Source organism: Paraburkholderia sp. GAS348 (assembly GCF_050434205.1).
Lineage (GTDB): Bacteria > Pseudomonadota > Gammaproteobacteria > Burkholderiales > Burkholderiaceae > Paraburkholderia.
This window is the reverse complement of record NZ_JBNPVT010000007.1, coordinates 52,477-66,287: the sequence shown is the minus strand read 5'-3', so window position 1 is coordinate 66,287 and position 13,811 is coordinate 52,477. Positions and strand designations below refer to the sequence as shown.

Below are 13,811 nucleotides of genomic sequence, written 5' to 3'. Positions count from 1 at the left end.
GCCATGCCGGATCAAAGCAAACCTGCCGAAGGGGGCGCCGCGAGCGCCTTGCCTGTGAGCGCCGAGCAGATCGGGCACGCCGCCGCGCTGCTCGACGCGGGCGGCCTCGTCGCGTTCCCGACGGAGACGGTCTACGGACTCGGCGGCGACGCTGAAAGTCCGGACGCGGTTGCGCGTATTTACGCAGCGAAGGGCAGGCCGGCGAATCATCCGGTGATCGTGCATCTGGCGCCGCAGGGCGATCCGAACTATTGGGTCGAGCATTTGCCCGCGGAGGCGCAGCGCTTGATCGATGCGTTCTGGCCGGGGCCGCTCACGTTGATCCTGAAGCGCGCGGCGCGAATTAATGCGGCGGTGAGCGGTGGGCAGGATTCGGTGGGTTTGCGCTGCCCGTCGCATCCGGTTGCTCAGGCTTTGCTGGAAGCGTTCAGCGCGTTGCGCGGTGGGCATGGTGGTGTTGCTGCGCCGTCGGCGAATCGTTTTGGTCATGTGAGCCCGACGACAGCGCAGCATGTGCGCGACGAATTCGGCAGCGCGATTCATGTGCTGGACGGCGGCGCATCGGATGTCGGAATCGAATCGACGATTCTGGATTTGTCGCGCGGGTTTCCGGCGCTATTGAGGCCGGGGCGGGTCACGCCACAAGATATCGCCGATGTGCTCGGTGAAGCGCCACGTCTCGCTGACGGGTCAGATGCGACGGCACCGCGGGCTTCGGGCACGCTGAAGGCGCATTACGCGCCGCGCACGCCGTTGGCTTTGCTGCCTTTTGATGCGTTGCAGACTTTGCTCGCGGCGCGCCAGGGCGATGAACGCGTTGCCTTGGTGGCGCGGGCTTCCCGCGCAGGGGAATGGGCTCATGCTGAAGGCGTGCATTTCATTGCCGCGCCTGAAGATCCGCACGTTTATGCGCGTGAGTTGTATGGCCTGCTAAGGGCGCTCGACCGCGCGGACGTAAGCCGGATTCTCATCGAGAAGCTCCCGGATACGATTGAGTGGATTGCTGTGAACGATCGGCTGGGCAGGGCCGCGGCGGCTTTCGAGGCGCTAAGTTAGGCTTCGCTTTTTGCCTGCAGGCACGGCGCAGACTATGCCGTCACGCAGGAAAAATTCAGTAAAGTCCTACCGTCTCAGGTGACCCATAAGAAAGCCTCACCCTCGCAGGCGCACAAACAACGGCGCCTCGGCCACAATAGAAAACGCCCAGCTTGACCAGCAAGCCGGGCGTTCGCAAAATCCAAAAACCACCGCCGCCAAGCCGGCAAACCAGACTTACTTGCCGAGCCCGCTCGCAGCCACCTGCTGCTCCACATACTGTGCAAAAAGTGCATGCACGTGCGTGGTCGGATGTACTAGGTCAGCAAACATATAAGTCTGGTCTGCGCCAGCGACCGTATAAGTCTCTGGGGAACAGAACAACGAGGACGCAAATGCCGTCGGATCAGGCTCGCCGAATTTGGCCGCGGCCGTTGCCATCGCGGTCAAATTACACGCCGTGCCCGTGTTCGTCACGGTGAAGCCGCTGGCCGCTGCATTGGCCATCAGCTTGTCCTGCCACGTGAACGCATCGATCGGAATGATTTTGCTGTAGATGCCGCCCTGCTGCAACGCGCCGGTCAATGCAGCGTTGTACACCTGCGTGATCCCCGTAATCAAAGCCGGAGCCTGTGCACCCAGGGTCGCGACCTGCTGCAGCGCCAACGGCGTCGAGCCGATATCCGGCACATTCGACACCACCACATGTGTCGCGCCGCTCTGCAAGATCAAGCCAACCTGCTGAGCCAATGCGGCCGCCACCGGCCCAAGCGTCTTGAGCGTTTCCGTTTGCACCGCCACCTGTTCGTTCATGCCGCCGGCGATGTCCGTCGTGATCGCCGTCGCCAGCGCCGGGAGTTGCTCGAAAATGTCGTTGGCACCGCCGTTGACCAGCACCAACTGGTCCGAGTTGAAGCTGCCGTGCGCCGTCAGATAGTTCTGTACCTGTGCCACGATCGGCGTCGTGGTGGCCTGTGCATAGTCAGGCTGGCCGGCCGGTGCGTGCCCTTCGCCATTCGGGTCTACCACGCGCGCTCCACCTTGCGCATAACCGTTACCCGACGTGTTCACGAGCGGTTGACCAAAGCCGCCGAGCGCCGCCGCCGACAAGGTGCCTCCGTAGTACTCGGCAACCTTCTGGGTCCACACCTCACCCGGATTCGTCGTGAAGCGGCCACCGCCGAAGTTCGCCTGAATCACCGGCGCGTACGTACCGACATCCGACAAGCTGTCGCCGAACGATACGACCTGCAATTTCACGCCGCCCGCCGGCGTGCTGCTCGAGCTGTTGTTATCGCTGCCGCCGCCGCAAGCGGCGAGCAGCGCAAACGCGGCACTTGCTGCGGCGATCTGCGTGACGCGTACGAAACTGCGTTTCTTCGATGCTGTTTGATTCATGTTGACTACATCTCCTCGTATGGGTGGCCCTGATGCCATGTATTGCAGGCAGCGCCCACCGCGTCGGCGGCGTGGCGACAGCTTACAGAATCTTCTACGGCCTGCGCGGTGTTTGAAACGCGGCCGTATGGTTTTCTCCAATGCCCGTATCTTCGCCGGATGCCGCGGCATTGGCACTCGTGCCGGCGGCGCGGCGCGCATGATAATTCGCGGCCCATGCGGGCGGTGCGAACAGCGCGCGCCACTTGTTGCGCCAGCCTCGCACGCTCACGAAATCGGCGGCCATCGACGCCCATTCATGAAACGTCGCCTTCAGCGGGTTATACGTATGGAGCGGCTCCACGATGCCGTAATCCGGCGCTTCGTGCGGATCTTCCTCGACATAGCTGCCGAACAGGCGATCCCAGATCACCAGCACGCCGGCATAGTTGCGGTCGATATAGCGGCCGTTGCGCGCGTGATGCACGCGGTGAATCGACGGCGTGTTGAACACGTATTCGAGCCAGCCGAGTTTGCCGATCGTCTGGGTGTGCACGAAAAACTGGAAGCCGAGGTTGATCAGCACGATGGCCACGATCTGCTTCGGCGGAAAGCCGAGCACAGCGAGCGGAATCCAGAACAGCCACATGCCGGCAATCGGATACATCAGGCTCTGGCGGAATGCGGTCGAAAAATTCATCCGCTCCGACGAGTGATGCACGACATGCGCGGCCCATAGCCAGCGCACGCGATGGCTGCAGCGGTGGAACCAGTAATAGAGCAGATCTTGAGCGACGAACAGCACGACGAACGACACCCAGCCCGGCCGCCACGTGGTGACGCGATAGTGATCGTAGAAAAACGCATAGACGGGGATGATCGCGAGCCACGCAAGCTTGTCGGCGGCTTGCTGCATCAGTGCGAGCGCGGCGTTGCAGAACGTGTCGCGCCAGCTATAGAGTTGCGCGCCGGGGCGCGTGCGCCGCAGGTGCCACGCCTCCCAGCCAATGCATGCGAGAAAGACTGGCGCCATGGCGAGCAGCAGCAATTCGGCATCGAATTGCATGGTGTCTTCCTCCGTGGTCCCTGACCGCTGCGCTTGCCGCAGCGGACGTTGTCGTTTTCGTTTGATCGGGCCACGTGACCGTAACGGGTGCGCGGCTCGTGCGCTACGTGTTACGTTTTACGCGCTCCTCAAACACTGCCCGACAGCGTACACGCTTGGGCGCGTTGCGGCGCGCGGGTTCTATAGAAGGAATCTTCAATGGGCGCCGCGCTTGTGCGGGTTTTTCCTGGGCTTGCGGCTGCGCGGTTCGGCGACGCGCTCGGAGACCTTCGTGAATCCCTGGGAGGGTCCCTGATACACCCATTCGAGCAGGGCGTCGTGCGCGGCGCGCGCGGCCTCCGAATGCGGGTCGTTGATCAGGCTCACCACCACGTAGCTGTTGCCATCCGCCGAGGCCACATAGCCCGCGATCGCACGCACATCGCGCAGCGTACCGGTCTTGATGTGCGCGTTGCCGCCCGCGCCCTGGTTGGTCAAGCGGTTGCGCATCGTGCCGTCGACGCCCGCAATCGGCAGCGACTCCACGAATACCTGGGCGACCGGACTCGCATTGGCCCGCTGCAGCAGATCGGCGAGCGAGAGCGCGGTAACGTGCTCGTCGCGCGACAGACCCGAGCCGTTGTCGAGCGTCAGGTATTGCATGTCGACGCTGTCGCGGCGCAGAAACGCCTCGATGGCGCGCGCCGATTTCGCGGGCGTGGCGGGCGGGTTTTCTTCCTTCGCGCCGATCGTCAGGAACAGATTGCGCGCCATGGTGTTGTTGCTGAACTTGTTGATGTCGCGAACGATGTCGGCGAGCATCGGCCCCTGGTGCGTGGCGACGAGGCGCGCGCCGGCCGGCACCGGGCCTTCGCGGGTTGCGCCGCTGAAGGTGCCGCCGGTTTGCTGCCACAGGGCGAGGAAGCCGCCTGCGAAGAACGCGGAGTGGTCGAGTACCGCGACGTTGATCGTGCGCGGGCCGCAGCGCACCGAGTAGTCGCCGTCGAACGACGCCACCACAGTGCCGTTGGGCTGCGGCGTCACGGTGGGCGAGACGGAGGCGGCGTCGCCGCGGCACGGGCCATTGACGGCGTGCATCTGATTGTCGATATGCAACTGCGAGAGCGCCGGCAGCACGTCGATGGCGACGCTGCCGTCCGGGGCAGGCGTCAGTGTGAACGACAGCGATTTGAAGGCGTACAGCAGCGGATCGGGGCCGACGTTGTATGGTGCGGTGGCGTCTTCGTCGAACGGTGGCAGGTCGCGCGTGGAGGCATCGAAGTAGCGCTTGTCGAGCACCAGCGCGCCGTCGACGCCGTTGATCCCCGCCTTGTGGATCTTCTGCACGAGGTCGATCAGTTCCTCAGGCACGAGTTTCGGATCGCCTGTGCCCTGAATGTACAGATTGCCATGCAGCACGCCATTGGCGTCAAGCGTGCCGTCCGCGTACGCGCTTGTGCGCCAGCGATAGTCCGGGCCGAGGATCGACAGGCCGGAGTAGGTGGTGACGAGCTTCATCGTCGAGGCGGGCATCATCGGCTTGCCGGCGTTCAGCGCGACGATCGGCGTGCGGTCGCCGACTTTTTCGACCACCACGCTGATCGACGACAAGGGCACGTGTGCGCGCTGCAGGCCGATCATGACCGGCTGCGGCAGCACCGTGGTGACGTTGACGTTCGGATGCGTGGCCTTGACGCGCGCCTGCGCGGCAAGCGGCAGCGCGGCTCCGCAGCCGAGCGCGGCGCAGGCAAGCAGCAACGCCGCGGTGCGCGGCGCGAACCGGCGAGGCAGGGAGTCGACGGAAGCAGAGGAGCGTGGTCGCAGCGCCACACGGCGTGCGAGAGAGGGCAAAAAAGCAGGCAAACAAGCGAGCGTCATGAAAAGGCGAAGAAGCGAGATTTCGGGGCGCGGTGGCGCGCGGCAATCCAGAGTGTGTCGAAGCGTCGCGTGACGCGCGGAAAACCGCGGCGCGGCGCAAAGCGCTCATTGTAGAGACATGCCGCCAGGCTGCGGTGAAAAAGCGTCGCACGGCGCGCATGCCGGGGCCGGGCGCTAGAATGCGGCATCATCGAATGTTTCGGGACCGTACCAACCATGCGCATATTGCTAGTCGAAGACGACCGGATGATCGCCGAAGGCGTGCGCAAGGCGCTACGCGGCGAAGGCTTTGCGGTCGACTGGGTGGAAGACGGCGACGCGGCGCTCAGCGCGGCGACCGCCCAACCTTACGATCTGGTGCTGCTCGATTTGGGCCTGCCCAAACGCGACGGGCTCGACGTGCTGCGTACGCTGCGCGCGAAAGGCAACGCGATTCCCGTGCTGATCGTGACCGCGCGCGATGCGGTCGCCGATCGCGTCAAAGGCCTCGACGCCGGCGCCGACGATTACCTCGTCAAACCTTTCGATCTCGACGAACTCGGCGCCCGCATGCGCGCGCTGATCCGCCGCCAATCGGGCCGCAGCGATTCGACGATTCGCCACGGTAACCTGACGCTCGATCCCGCGTCGCATCAGGTCACGCTCGACGGCGCACCGGTCGCGTTGTCGGCGCGTGAATTCGCGCTGCTCGAAGCGTTGATCGCACGGCCCGGCGCGGTGCTCTCGAAGAGCCAGCTCGAAGAAAAAATGTACGGCTGGGGTGAGGAAATCGGCAGCAATACCGTCGAGGTTTACATTCACGCCCTGCGCAAGAAGCTCGGCGCGGACCTGATCCGCAACGTGCGCGGTCTCGGCTACATGATCGCCAAGGACGCCTGAGCCGATGCGTTCGATTCGCCGTCAATTGTTGGTCTGGCTGCTGGCGCTGGTGTTGCTCGGCGTCGGCATTGCGGGTTGGCTGATCTACCGGCAAGCGCTTGCCGAAGCCAATGAACTGTTCGATTACCAGTTGGAGCAGATCGCCGCGGCACTGCCGTCGGAACCGTTCTCGCAGGTGCTCGGTTCACGCGACACCGGCGACGAAGGCATCGTGCTGCAAATCTGGAACCGCAACGGCGTGCTGATGTACTACTCGCGACCGCGTGCGCCGCTCGCGCCGCGCGCCGAACTCGGCTTTTCGACCGAGCATACGGAGCGCGGCGACTGGCGTGTGTACGGCGCGATCGTCGGCGATAACGTCGTGCAGTTGGCGCAACCGGTTTCGGTGCGCAACCGGCTCGCGGCGAACGTCGCGTTGCGAACCCTGTGGCCGTTGATCGTTCTGCTGCCGTTTCTGGGGCTGGCGGTGTGGGTGATCGTCGGGCGCGGACTGCGGCCGTTGCGGCGCGTGACCAGCGCGCTCGACACGCGTCACCCCGAGGCCCTCGATCCCTTGCCCGACCAGCGTCTGCCGCTCGAAGTGCAGCCGCTGGTGCGCGCATTGAACGGCCTGCTCGAACGGCTCGCCACCGCGCTCGATATCCAGAAGGCATTCGTCGCCGATGCCGCGCACGAATTGCGCACGCCGCTCGCCGCCGTGCAGATCCAATCGCAACTGGTGGCCCGCGCGAAAGACGACGCCGCCCGTAGCGACGCGCTGGCCGACCTGCAGGCGGGCGTCACGCGCGCCACGCGTCTCGCCGAACAATTGCTGGCGCTCGCACGATCGGAACCGGACGGCCTCGCCGCCACCAACGCGATCGATCTGCGCGCGTTGCTGCAAGACTGTGTCGTAGCGTACGCGCCGCTTGCGCTGAATCGCGGCGTCGATCTCGGGATCGAGGCGAGCGAACCTGCTGCGGTGACCGGCGACGCCGACGCGTTGCGGGTCATGTTCAATAACCTCGTTGATAACGCAACCAAATACACGCCGCGAGGCGGCCGGGTCGACGTCAGTCTGTATGTCGACGAAGGGCATCCGGTGGTGCGGATTGCCGACAGCGGGCCGGGCATCGAGCCCGCTGAACGCGACCGCGTGTTCGATCGCTTCTACCGGGCCGGCGCCGGTGCGAACCGCGCGCGCACCGACGTGGCGGGCAGCGGTCTCGGCCTCGCGATCGTGCGCCGCATCGCAACGCAGCACCATGCGGCGGTGAGGCTCGACGAATCTCCGGCGGGTGGTTTGCAGGTCGAAGTGCGCTTTTGAATGCGCTGCTGAGCGTGCTTTGAAAGATGAGGCTTTCTGTTCGTAAAGCGGCTCGAACGTGGCCCAGGCGTGGCTCAGGCGTGGCTCAGGCGTGGCTTAAACAAGCCTTAAACAAGCCTCAAACAAGCCTCAAACACTGGTTAGAAGCGATCTGGCGCTGCTTAAGACTCTTTTAAGCGATGCGACGTACGCTTCATCTCATTCCAAAGCCTCTTTCTCCCAGTCAGGAGTACACGATGAACGCGAAAACCTTGTCCCGCAGCGCTGTTGCAGTGGCTGTCGCCGTGGCGCTTTCCGCCGGCTATGTGGCGGGGCATCGCGACGTCCCCGCGCCGCAGGTGATCGCGCCGGCGCAGGCTGCGATGATGCCTGCTGAAGCCGCGGCGAAAACCGGCATCCCCGATTTCTCCGGTCTGGTCGAAACCTATGGCCCGGCCGTCGTCAACATCAGCGCGAAGCACGTGGTCAAGGAGACGGCGTTGCGCGGCAGCGGCGGCAACCAGTTGCCGATCGATCCGAGTGATCCCTTCTATCAGTTCTACAAGCACTTCTTCGGCGGCATGCCGGGCATGCAAGGCGGCGACGGCGGCGATGCGCCCGATCAACCGAGCGCGAGCCTCGGTTCGGGATTCATCGTCAGCAGCGACGGCTACATCCTGACCAATGCCCACGTGGTGGACGGCGCGAACGTCGTCACCGTGAAGCTGACCGACAAGCGTGAATTCAAGGCGAAAGTGGTCGGCGCCGACAAGCAGTCCGACGTCGCCGTGCTGAAGATCGACGCGAGCAGTCTGCCGACCGTGAAAATCGGCGATCCGCGTCAGAGCAAGGTCGGCCAGTGGGTGGTCGCGATCGGCTCGCCGTACGGTTTCGACAACACGGTGACCTCGGGCATCATCAGCGCGAAGTCGCGCTCGCTGCCGAACGAAAACTACACGCCATTCATTCAGACCGACGTGCCGGTGAACCCGGGTAATTCCGGCGGCCCCCTGTTCAATCTGCAAGGCGAAGTGATCGGCATCAACTCGATGATCTATTCGCAGACGGGCGGCTTCCAGGGCCTTTCGTTCGCGATCCCGATCAATGAAGCGATCAAGGTCAAGGACGACATCGTCAAGACCGGCCACGTGAGCCGCGGGCGTCTCGGCGTCGCGGTGCAGGGCATGAACCAGACGCTGGCCGATTCGTTCGGCATGCAGAAGCCGCAGGGCGCGCTCGTCAGCTCGGTCGATCCGGGCGGCCCGGCCGCCAAGGGCGGTTTGCAGCCGGGCGACGTGATTCTGTCGGTGAATGGCGAGCCGGTCGGCGACTCGTCGGATCTGCCGTCGCAGGTCGCCGGTCTGGCGCCAGGCAGCAAGGCCACCGTGCAAGTGTGGCGCGACAAGGCCACCAAGGACCTGACGGTAACGATCGGTTCGTTGTCGGATGCGAAGGTCGCCTCGGACAAGGCCGATCAGCCGACCCAGTTGCAAGGCCGTCTCGGTGTGGCGGTGCGGCCGCTGACGCCGGAAGAGAAGAGCAGCGCGTCGGTGTCGCATGGTCTGCTGGTCCAGCAATCGGGCGGCGCGGCTGAAAGCGCCGGCATCCAGCCGGGCGACGTGATCCTGGCGGTCAACGGCCGGCCGGTCGCGAGCGTCGATCAGTTGAAGCAGATGATCGCCGGCGCGGGCAACAGCATTGCGTTGCTGATCCAGCGCGATAACGCGCAGATCTTTGTGCCGGTCGATCTCGGCTAACGGGAACTTGAACTCATTGAAGTAACGGTTGCCGGTCCTTGCACATATTGCTCACGGACCGGCATTTTTTTACCCGTTCAAAAAGCCGTGAAGAAGGGCGCTCTGCGCCGCATGGCGTGGCGCAGCAGCGGTTTCCAGACGACGCAAACTGATGCTTGGCACGCGGGTTGCGTCAACCTTGGTCCGGGACCCATCAAGGGCTTCCGGACGGCAAGGACCTTGAGAAGGAGCGAACCGATGAAATCCCAACGCAATCAGCGAAGGATCGTAGCCGCCGCGGTATGCGCAGCGCTCACGCTCGGTCTGGCGGGCGGCGCGTATGCACAGGCGAGTGATGTTACGGGCGGCACGACCACGGACAGCAGCAGCGCAGGCAACGCCAATGGCGGCGGTCTGCCGCAAATCCAGCAGAAGGGCGACGTCTCGTTCGTGTCGGGTGGCGTCGGTGTCGATGAGTCCACGGCGCTGCAGCACGCGCAAAGCGAGTGGCCGCTGTCGCTGCGCTTCACGGGCCCCGGCTCCGATTTTCTCGCCGACGTCCACGTGCGCGTGGTCGACGCGCACGACGACGAGGTGCTGAGCGCCACGTCGCGTGGGCCGTATATGCTGGTCAAGCTGCGCCCCGGCCGCTACACCGTGCATGCGCAATACAAGGATCGCGACCAGGCCAGGTCGGTGACGGTCCCGGCCAAAGGCACTGCCAAGGCGGCGTTCTACTGGAATACGCAATAAGCGTCTTGCCTTTCCGAGCGGCGCTGGGCGAGACACCCAGGCGGCACTCAGGAAGGCCGCGCATTCGGCTCGCGTTTGGCCGATAATGAAGCCACGGGCGCCCCCCGTGGCTTTACTGTTTGCACGACCGCACACGAATTGCTCAACACAACGGAGCCGAGACATGAGCGATGCCTTGACACCCCACGGAAACCCTGGCGCGAGCACGGGCGGGCACACCATCGCGATCAGCGGCAACCACCACCGGGTGCGGGTGATTCATGGCGGCGTGACCATGGCCGACACCCAGTCGGGCCTGACGCTCAAGGAGACCGGTCTGGCGGATGTATTCTATTTCCCGCGTGGCGACGTGAACATGGCGCGCCTTGAACGCTCCACACATACTTCGCACTGCCCGTTCAAGGGCGAGGCTTCCTATTTCCATCTGCGCACCGAAGACGGTCTGATCGAAAACGCCGTGTGGAGCTATGAGACGCCGCTCGAGCCGGCTGCAAAAATAAAAGGGTATCTCGCGTTTTACGCATCGCGCGTCGACCGCATCGATCAGACATCCTGACCGGCGGTCGCGCGTTCATCGGGGAGGCTGCCATGGAACTGAACGACGCGTTACGGATTCCGCTTGCGCCGTCCGACGTTTGGGACGCGTTGCAGGACCTCGCCTTGTTGCGTGCCAGTCTCGACAATTGCGAGTCGTTCACGCGGCTTGGCCACGGCGAATTTGCGCTCGTCATGACCGTGCCGCTCGGGCCGTTGCGCGCGCGTTACGAAGCGCGGGCCCACGTCGCCGGTCAGGATTCCGGACCGGCGGACGCGCAGCGCCGCACCATTAATTTCAAGGCGCGAGCCGAGGGCATCGGCTCATTGCGCGGACAGATCGAAGTGAGGTTGCGCGCTGAGGATGGCTCGCATGGCATCGGCAGGGAGCGGGGCACGCGAATCGATTACACGATCTGGGCGACTTCGTCCGGGCCACTCGCCGAACTGCCCACGCGCCAGCTCGAAAACGCGCTGCATCAGCTGGCCGACGATTTTTTCGACGAATTCGGCGCGGTCGTTCGCGCCAAGCATGGGCAAGGGCCGAACCGTGCGCGTGGTTCGGCGACGCGGCGGCAGCACGTGTTTCTGCGGCCGATCGCGCTCAGCGGCATCGCGCGGCGGACCCGCACAGATCATGGAAATGCGCTGACCGGGCGGGCGGCGAGCGCGTCGCATGGGGCGTCCCATGGTGTGTCGCATGGGGTCTCGCATCGCGAGCCCGGTCCGCATGTGGTTCCGCATTGGGCATGGGCGGCGATGATTTTTCTGGTGGCGCTGCTGTTGTATGTGGCGCGTTGGATTAGCGAACACTGACGGCTTGGCTTGGCTTGGCTTGGCTTGGCTTGGCTTGGCTCGGCTCGGCGCTGTCGTGCCGGCGCGACTACGAAATCCTGGTGGGTTACTACGAAACGCCGTCGGCCACGCGGCGTTTGCGGCCACTGAACGTTCTATGCGCTCTTGCCGGTCTCACGCACGCTCACACGCAGACTGTCAGCCTGCCGTCTTTTCCTTGCGCAACGCCGGACTCAGCCGCAGCGCATCGAACATCCCTGCGACCATCCGCTCCGCATGCGTGCCGAAATCGGTCGCCTCCGGCAGAAACAGCATGTCGCGCAGCGAGCCGCTGACGAACGCATGCACCATCGCCGCCGCGATCCTGGTGTCGAGATCGGCTGGCAGTTGCCCTTTGGAGATCGCATTGCGCAGACCGCCTTCGATCTTCTTCAGCCCTTCGCGCATATTGGTCTGATAACGGACCATCACCGGCCCCATCTCTTCGACCAGCTCGCACTTCAGAAAGAGGATGTCGAACACCCGCCGGCGACGCGGTTCGTTGGCGGTGTCGCGCAGGCAGACCGTGCAGATTTCCCGCAGGCGCCCGAGCGGGTCGGGCTCATTGGGGTCTAGCGAGGCGGCCTTGAGTTCGTCCAGCGGCAGCAGCACGCGGTCGAACATTTCGGTAAACAGATCGCTTTTGTGCGCGAAATGCCAATAGATTGCGCCGCGCGTGACGCCGGCGGCCTGTGCGATGTCGGCGAGCGACGTGCGCGATACGCCCTTCTCGAAGAAAACCCTTTCGGCCGCGTCGAGAATGCTGTTGCGCGTCTCCTGCGCCTCTTCTTTGGTTCTTCGGACCATATAGGTGTGACCTGCCCTGATTGTGGGGTTTTCCCGGGCCTTGTTAAGCACGCCCGATGACAATCTGTCTGCCGTTAAGCCATTTGCGAAGCGATCTTGCAGGTCCCCTGCCCGCCAAGGCGTAAACGCACTTTTACATGCATTCGTGGATGTATATATAATAGCATCCCACGATCGGATAGCCCAAGCCGTGACGACCGGTTAATATCCGTCACTGTTGCCTTTCAAAATGCTCTTGCGCCGCGCCGTGTGGCATTTCCCCGGTATGGCGCATTTCGCTCAGGATGCCCCTGCAGGTGCGGTTTGCATCCCCGGGCTTCCGGTCACGCGTCGCAAGACGCATGTGTGCGCTGTCGTCCCCGGGGTAGGGATGCGCGCACTTTTTCATTCTCAGTCTTTGACAGAGGTCGCTCCATGCGCGTCGAACGGGTTCCATTCCGCTTAATCAGTGCCGCGACGGCTGCCGTATTGCTGGCAGCGTGCGGACCAAAACAATCTGCCCCGCCGCAACAAACGCCCGAAGTGGGCGTCGTCACCGTCCAGCCCACGGCTGTGCCCGTCGTCACCGAATTGCCCGGCCGCACCAGTGCCTTCCTCGTCGCGCAAGTGCGTGCACGGGTCGACGGCATCGTGCTCCGCCGCGAATTCACGGAAGGCGGTGAGGTCAAGGCCGGCCAGCGTCTGTACAAGATCGACCCGGCGCCCTACATCGCCGCGCTGAACAACGCAAAGGCAACCCTGGCGAAGGCCCAGGCCAATCTCGCGACAACCACCGCGCAAGCCAACCGCTACAAGGTGCTGGTTGCCGCCAACGCAGTCAGCAAGCAGGACTACGACAACGCGGTGGCCGCGGAAGGCCAGGCCGCGGCTGATGTGGCCGCCGGCAAGGCAGCGATCGACACGGCGCAGATCAACCTCGGCTACACCGACGTGACCTCGCCGGTGACCGGCCAGATCGGCGTATCGCAAGTCACGCCCGGCGCGTATGTGCAGGCGAGCGCCGCCACGCTGATGGCCACGGTCCAGCAACTCGATCCGGTCTACGTGGACTTGACGCAATCCAGCCTCGACGGTCTGAAGCTGCGCCGCGAAGTGCAGGAAGGGCGTCTGAAGACGAGCGGCCCGGACGCCGCCAAGGTCTCGCTGATTCTCGAAGACGGCCGCACCTATTCGGAAAAGGGCAAGCTGCAGTTCACCGACGTGACTGTCGACCAGAGCACTGGCTCGGTGACGGTTCGCGCGATCTTCAAGAACGCGGACAAGGTGCTGCTGCCGGGCATGTTCGTGCGCGCGAGGATCGAGGAAGGTGTCAACGACAACGCGCTCGTCGTGCCGCAAGTCGGCATCACGCATGACCAGAAGGGTCAGCCGACCGCGCTCGTGGTCGGCGATGACAACAAGGTCGCGTTGCGTCAGCTCGTCACCTCGGGCACGTACGGTTCGAACTGGGTGGTGGAAAGCGGCCTGAAGGCGGGCGACCGCGTGATTGTCCAGGGCACCGACAAGGTCCGCCCGGGCGCGCAGGTCAAGGCCGTTGCCGCGCAACTTCCCGCCACACCCGCTTCCGGCGTATCCGCTCAGGGTGCGCCGGCCGCCAGCGGTGCGACGCAGACGGGTCGACCCGCTTCTGCTGCATCGGGCGCGTAAT

The 13,811-nt window shown here is 64.2% G+C and carries 12 protein-coding genes; 8 read left to right on the top strand and 4 right to left on the bottom strand.

Annotated features, from left to right (window positions below; all coding sequences use genetic code 11):
• Nucleotides 1-3: 3 nt before the first annotated feature.
• The gene (locus P3T22_RS14445; RefSeq protein ID WP_429325301.1) at nucleotides 4-1,056 is read left to right on the top strand and encodes an L-threonylcarbamoyladenylate synthase; all 1,053 of its coding nucleotides are present in this window, start codon (nucleotides 4-6) and stop codon (nucleotides 1,054-1,056) included.
• A 216-nt stretch (nucleotides 1,057-1,272) separates the two neighbouring features.
• Here P3T22_RS14445 and P3T22_RS14440 read toward each other — a convergent pair whose 3' ends face one another.
• The 3 genes from P3T22_RS14440 to dacB form a co-directional block, all read right to left on the bottom strand.
• Nucleotides 1,273-2,433 (bottom strand): SGNH/GDSL hydrolase family protein, encoded by a 1,161-nt coding sequence (locus P3T22_RS14440; RefSeq protein ID WP_063497236.1) that lies wholly within the window; start codon nucleotides 2,431-2,433, stop codon nucleotides 1,273-1,275.
• Nucleotides 2,434-2,527: 94 nt separating this feature from the next.
• A complete protein-coding gene (locus P3T22_RS14435) occupies nucleotides 2,528-3,478 on the bottom strand; it encodes a sterol desaturase family protein (RefSeq protein WP_429325300.1) in 951 nt (316 codons plus the stop codon).
• Nucleotides 3,479-3,673: 195 nt separating this feature from the next.
• The gene (dacB, locus tag P3T22_RS14430; RefSeq protein ID WP_429325299.1) at nucleotides 3,674-5,335 is read right to left on the bottom strand and encodes a D-alanyl-D-alanine carboxypeptidase/D-alanyl-D-alanine endopeptidase; all 1,662 of its coding nucleotides are present in this window, start codon (nucleotides 5,333-5,335) and stop codon (nucleotides 3,674-3,676) included.
• Between the two features lie 216 nt (nucleotides 5,336-5,551).
• Here dacB and P3T22_RS14425 point away from each other — a divergent pair, with 216 nt between their 5' ends.
• The 6 genes from P3T22_RS14425 (at nucleotide 5,552) to P3T22_RS14400 (ending at nucleotide 11,338) form a co-directional block, all read left to right on the top strand.
• On the top strand, nucleotides 5,552-6,214 hold the full coding sequence (locus tag P3T22_RS14425) for a response regulator (RefSeq protein WP_063497232.1): 663 nt from the start codon (nucleotides 5,552-5,554) through the stop codon (nucleotides 6,212-6,214).
• A gap of 4 nt (nucleotides 6,215-6,218) precedes the next feature.
• A complete protein-coding gene (locus P3T22_RS14420; protein WP_429325298.1) occupies nucleotides 6,219-7,520 on the top strand; it encodes an ATP-binding protein in 1,302 nt (433 codons plus the stop codon).
• 236 nt (nucleotides 7,521-7,756) lie between these two features.
• On the top strand, nucleotides 7,757-9,256 hold the full coding sequence (locus P3T22_RS14415) for a DegQ family serine endoprotease (protein ID WP_429325297.1): 1,500 nt from the start codon (nucleotides 7,757-7,759) through the stop codon (nucleotides 9,254-9,256).
• Between the two features lie 237 nt (nucleotides 9,257-9,493).
• Nucleotides 9,494-9,988, top strand: a complete 495-nt coding sequence (locus P3T22_RS14410) for a hypothetical protein (RefSeq protein ID WP_063497229.1) — start codon at nucleotides 9,494-9,496, stop codon at nucleotides 9,986-9,988.
• 163 nt (nucleotides 9,989-10,151) lie between these two features.
• Nucleotides 10,152-10,544 (top strand): DUF427 domain-containing protein, encoded by a 393-nt coding sequence (locus P3T22_RS14405; protein ID WP_063497228.1) that lies wholly within the window; start codon nucleotides 10,152-10,154, stop codon nucleotides 10,542-10,544.
• Between the two features lie 32 nt (nucleotides 10,545-10,576).
• On the top strand, nucleotides 10,577-11,338 hold the full coding sequence (locus P3T22_RS14400; protein ID WP_063497227.1) for a CoxG family protein: 762 nt from the start codon (nucleotides 10,577-10,579) through the stop codon (nucleotides 11,336-11,338).
• Between the two features lie 177 nt (nucleotides 11,339-11,515).
• On the opposite strand, the gene P3T22_RS14395 is transcribed toward P3T22_RS14400, so the two are convergent.
• Nucleotides 11,516-12,163, bottom strand: coding sequence for a TetR family transcriptional regulator (locus P3T22_RS14395; protein WP_063497226.1), 648 nt, complete (start codon nucleotides 12,161-12,163; stop codon nucleotides 11,516-11,518).
• Between the two features lie 414 nt (nucleotides 12,164-12,577).
• Here P3T22_RS14395 and P3T22_RS14390 point away from each other — a divergent pair, with 414 nt between their 5' ends.
• Nucleotides 12,578-13,810: an efflux RND transporter periplasmic adaptor subunit gene (locus P3T22_RS14390; RefSeq protein WP_063497225.1), complete on the top strand. Its 1,233-nt coding sequence runs from the start codon at nucleotides 12,578-12,580 to the stop codon at nucleotides 13,808-13,810.
• The last annotated feature ends 1 nt before the right edge of the window (nucleotide 13,811 follow it).

Coding starts and splice junctions, on each gene's coding strand:
- P3T22_RS14445 (WP_429325301.1), top strand. CDS start 4: ATGCCGGATCAAAGCAAACCTGCCGAAGGGGGCGCCGCGAGCGCCTTG.
- P3T22_RS14395 (WP_063497226.1), bottom strand. CDS start 12,163: ATGGTCCGAAGAACCAAAGAAGAGGCGCAGGAGACGCGCAACAGCATT.
- P3T22_RS14410 (WP_063497229.1), top strand. CDS start 9,494: ATGAAATCCCAACGCAATCAGCGAAGGATCGTAGCCGCCGCGGTATGC.
- dacB (WP_429325299.1), bottom strand. CDS start 5,335: ATGACGCTCGCTTGTTTGCCTGCTTTTTTGCCCTCTCTCGCACGCCGT.
- P3T22_RS14440 (WP_063497236.1), bottom strand. CDS start 2,433: ATGAATCAAACAGCATCGAAGAAACGCAGTTTCGTACGCGTCACGCAG.
- P3T22_RS14390 (WP_063497225.1), top strand. CDS start 12,578: ATGCGCGTCGAACGGGTTCCATTCCGCTTAATCAGTGCCGCGACGGCT.
- P3T22_RS14425 (WP_063497232.1), top strand. CDS start 5,552: ATGCGCATATTGCTAGTCGAAGACGACCGGATGATCGCCGAAGGCGTG.
- P3T22_RS14420 (WP_429325298.1), top strand. CDS start 6,219: ATGCGTTCGATTCGCCGTCAATTGTTGGTCTGGCTGCTGGCGCTGGTG.
- P3T22_RS14435 (WP_429325300.1), bottom strand. CDS start 3,478: ATGCAATTCGATGCCGAATTGCTGCTGCTCGCCATGGCGCCAGTCTTT.
- P3T22_RS14415 (WP_429325297.1), top strand. CDS start 7,757: ATGAACGCGAAAACCTTGTCCCGCAGCGCTGTTGCAGTGGCTGTCGCC.
- P3T22_RS14400 (WP_063497227.1), top strand. CDS start 10,577: ATGGAACTGAACGACGCGTTACGGATTCCGCTTGCGCCGTCCGACGTT.
- P3T22_RS14405 (WP_063497228.1), top strand. CDS start 10,152: ATGAGCGATGCCTTGACACCCCACGGAAACCCTGGCGCGAGCACGGGC.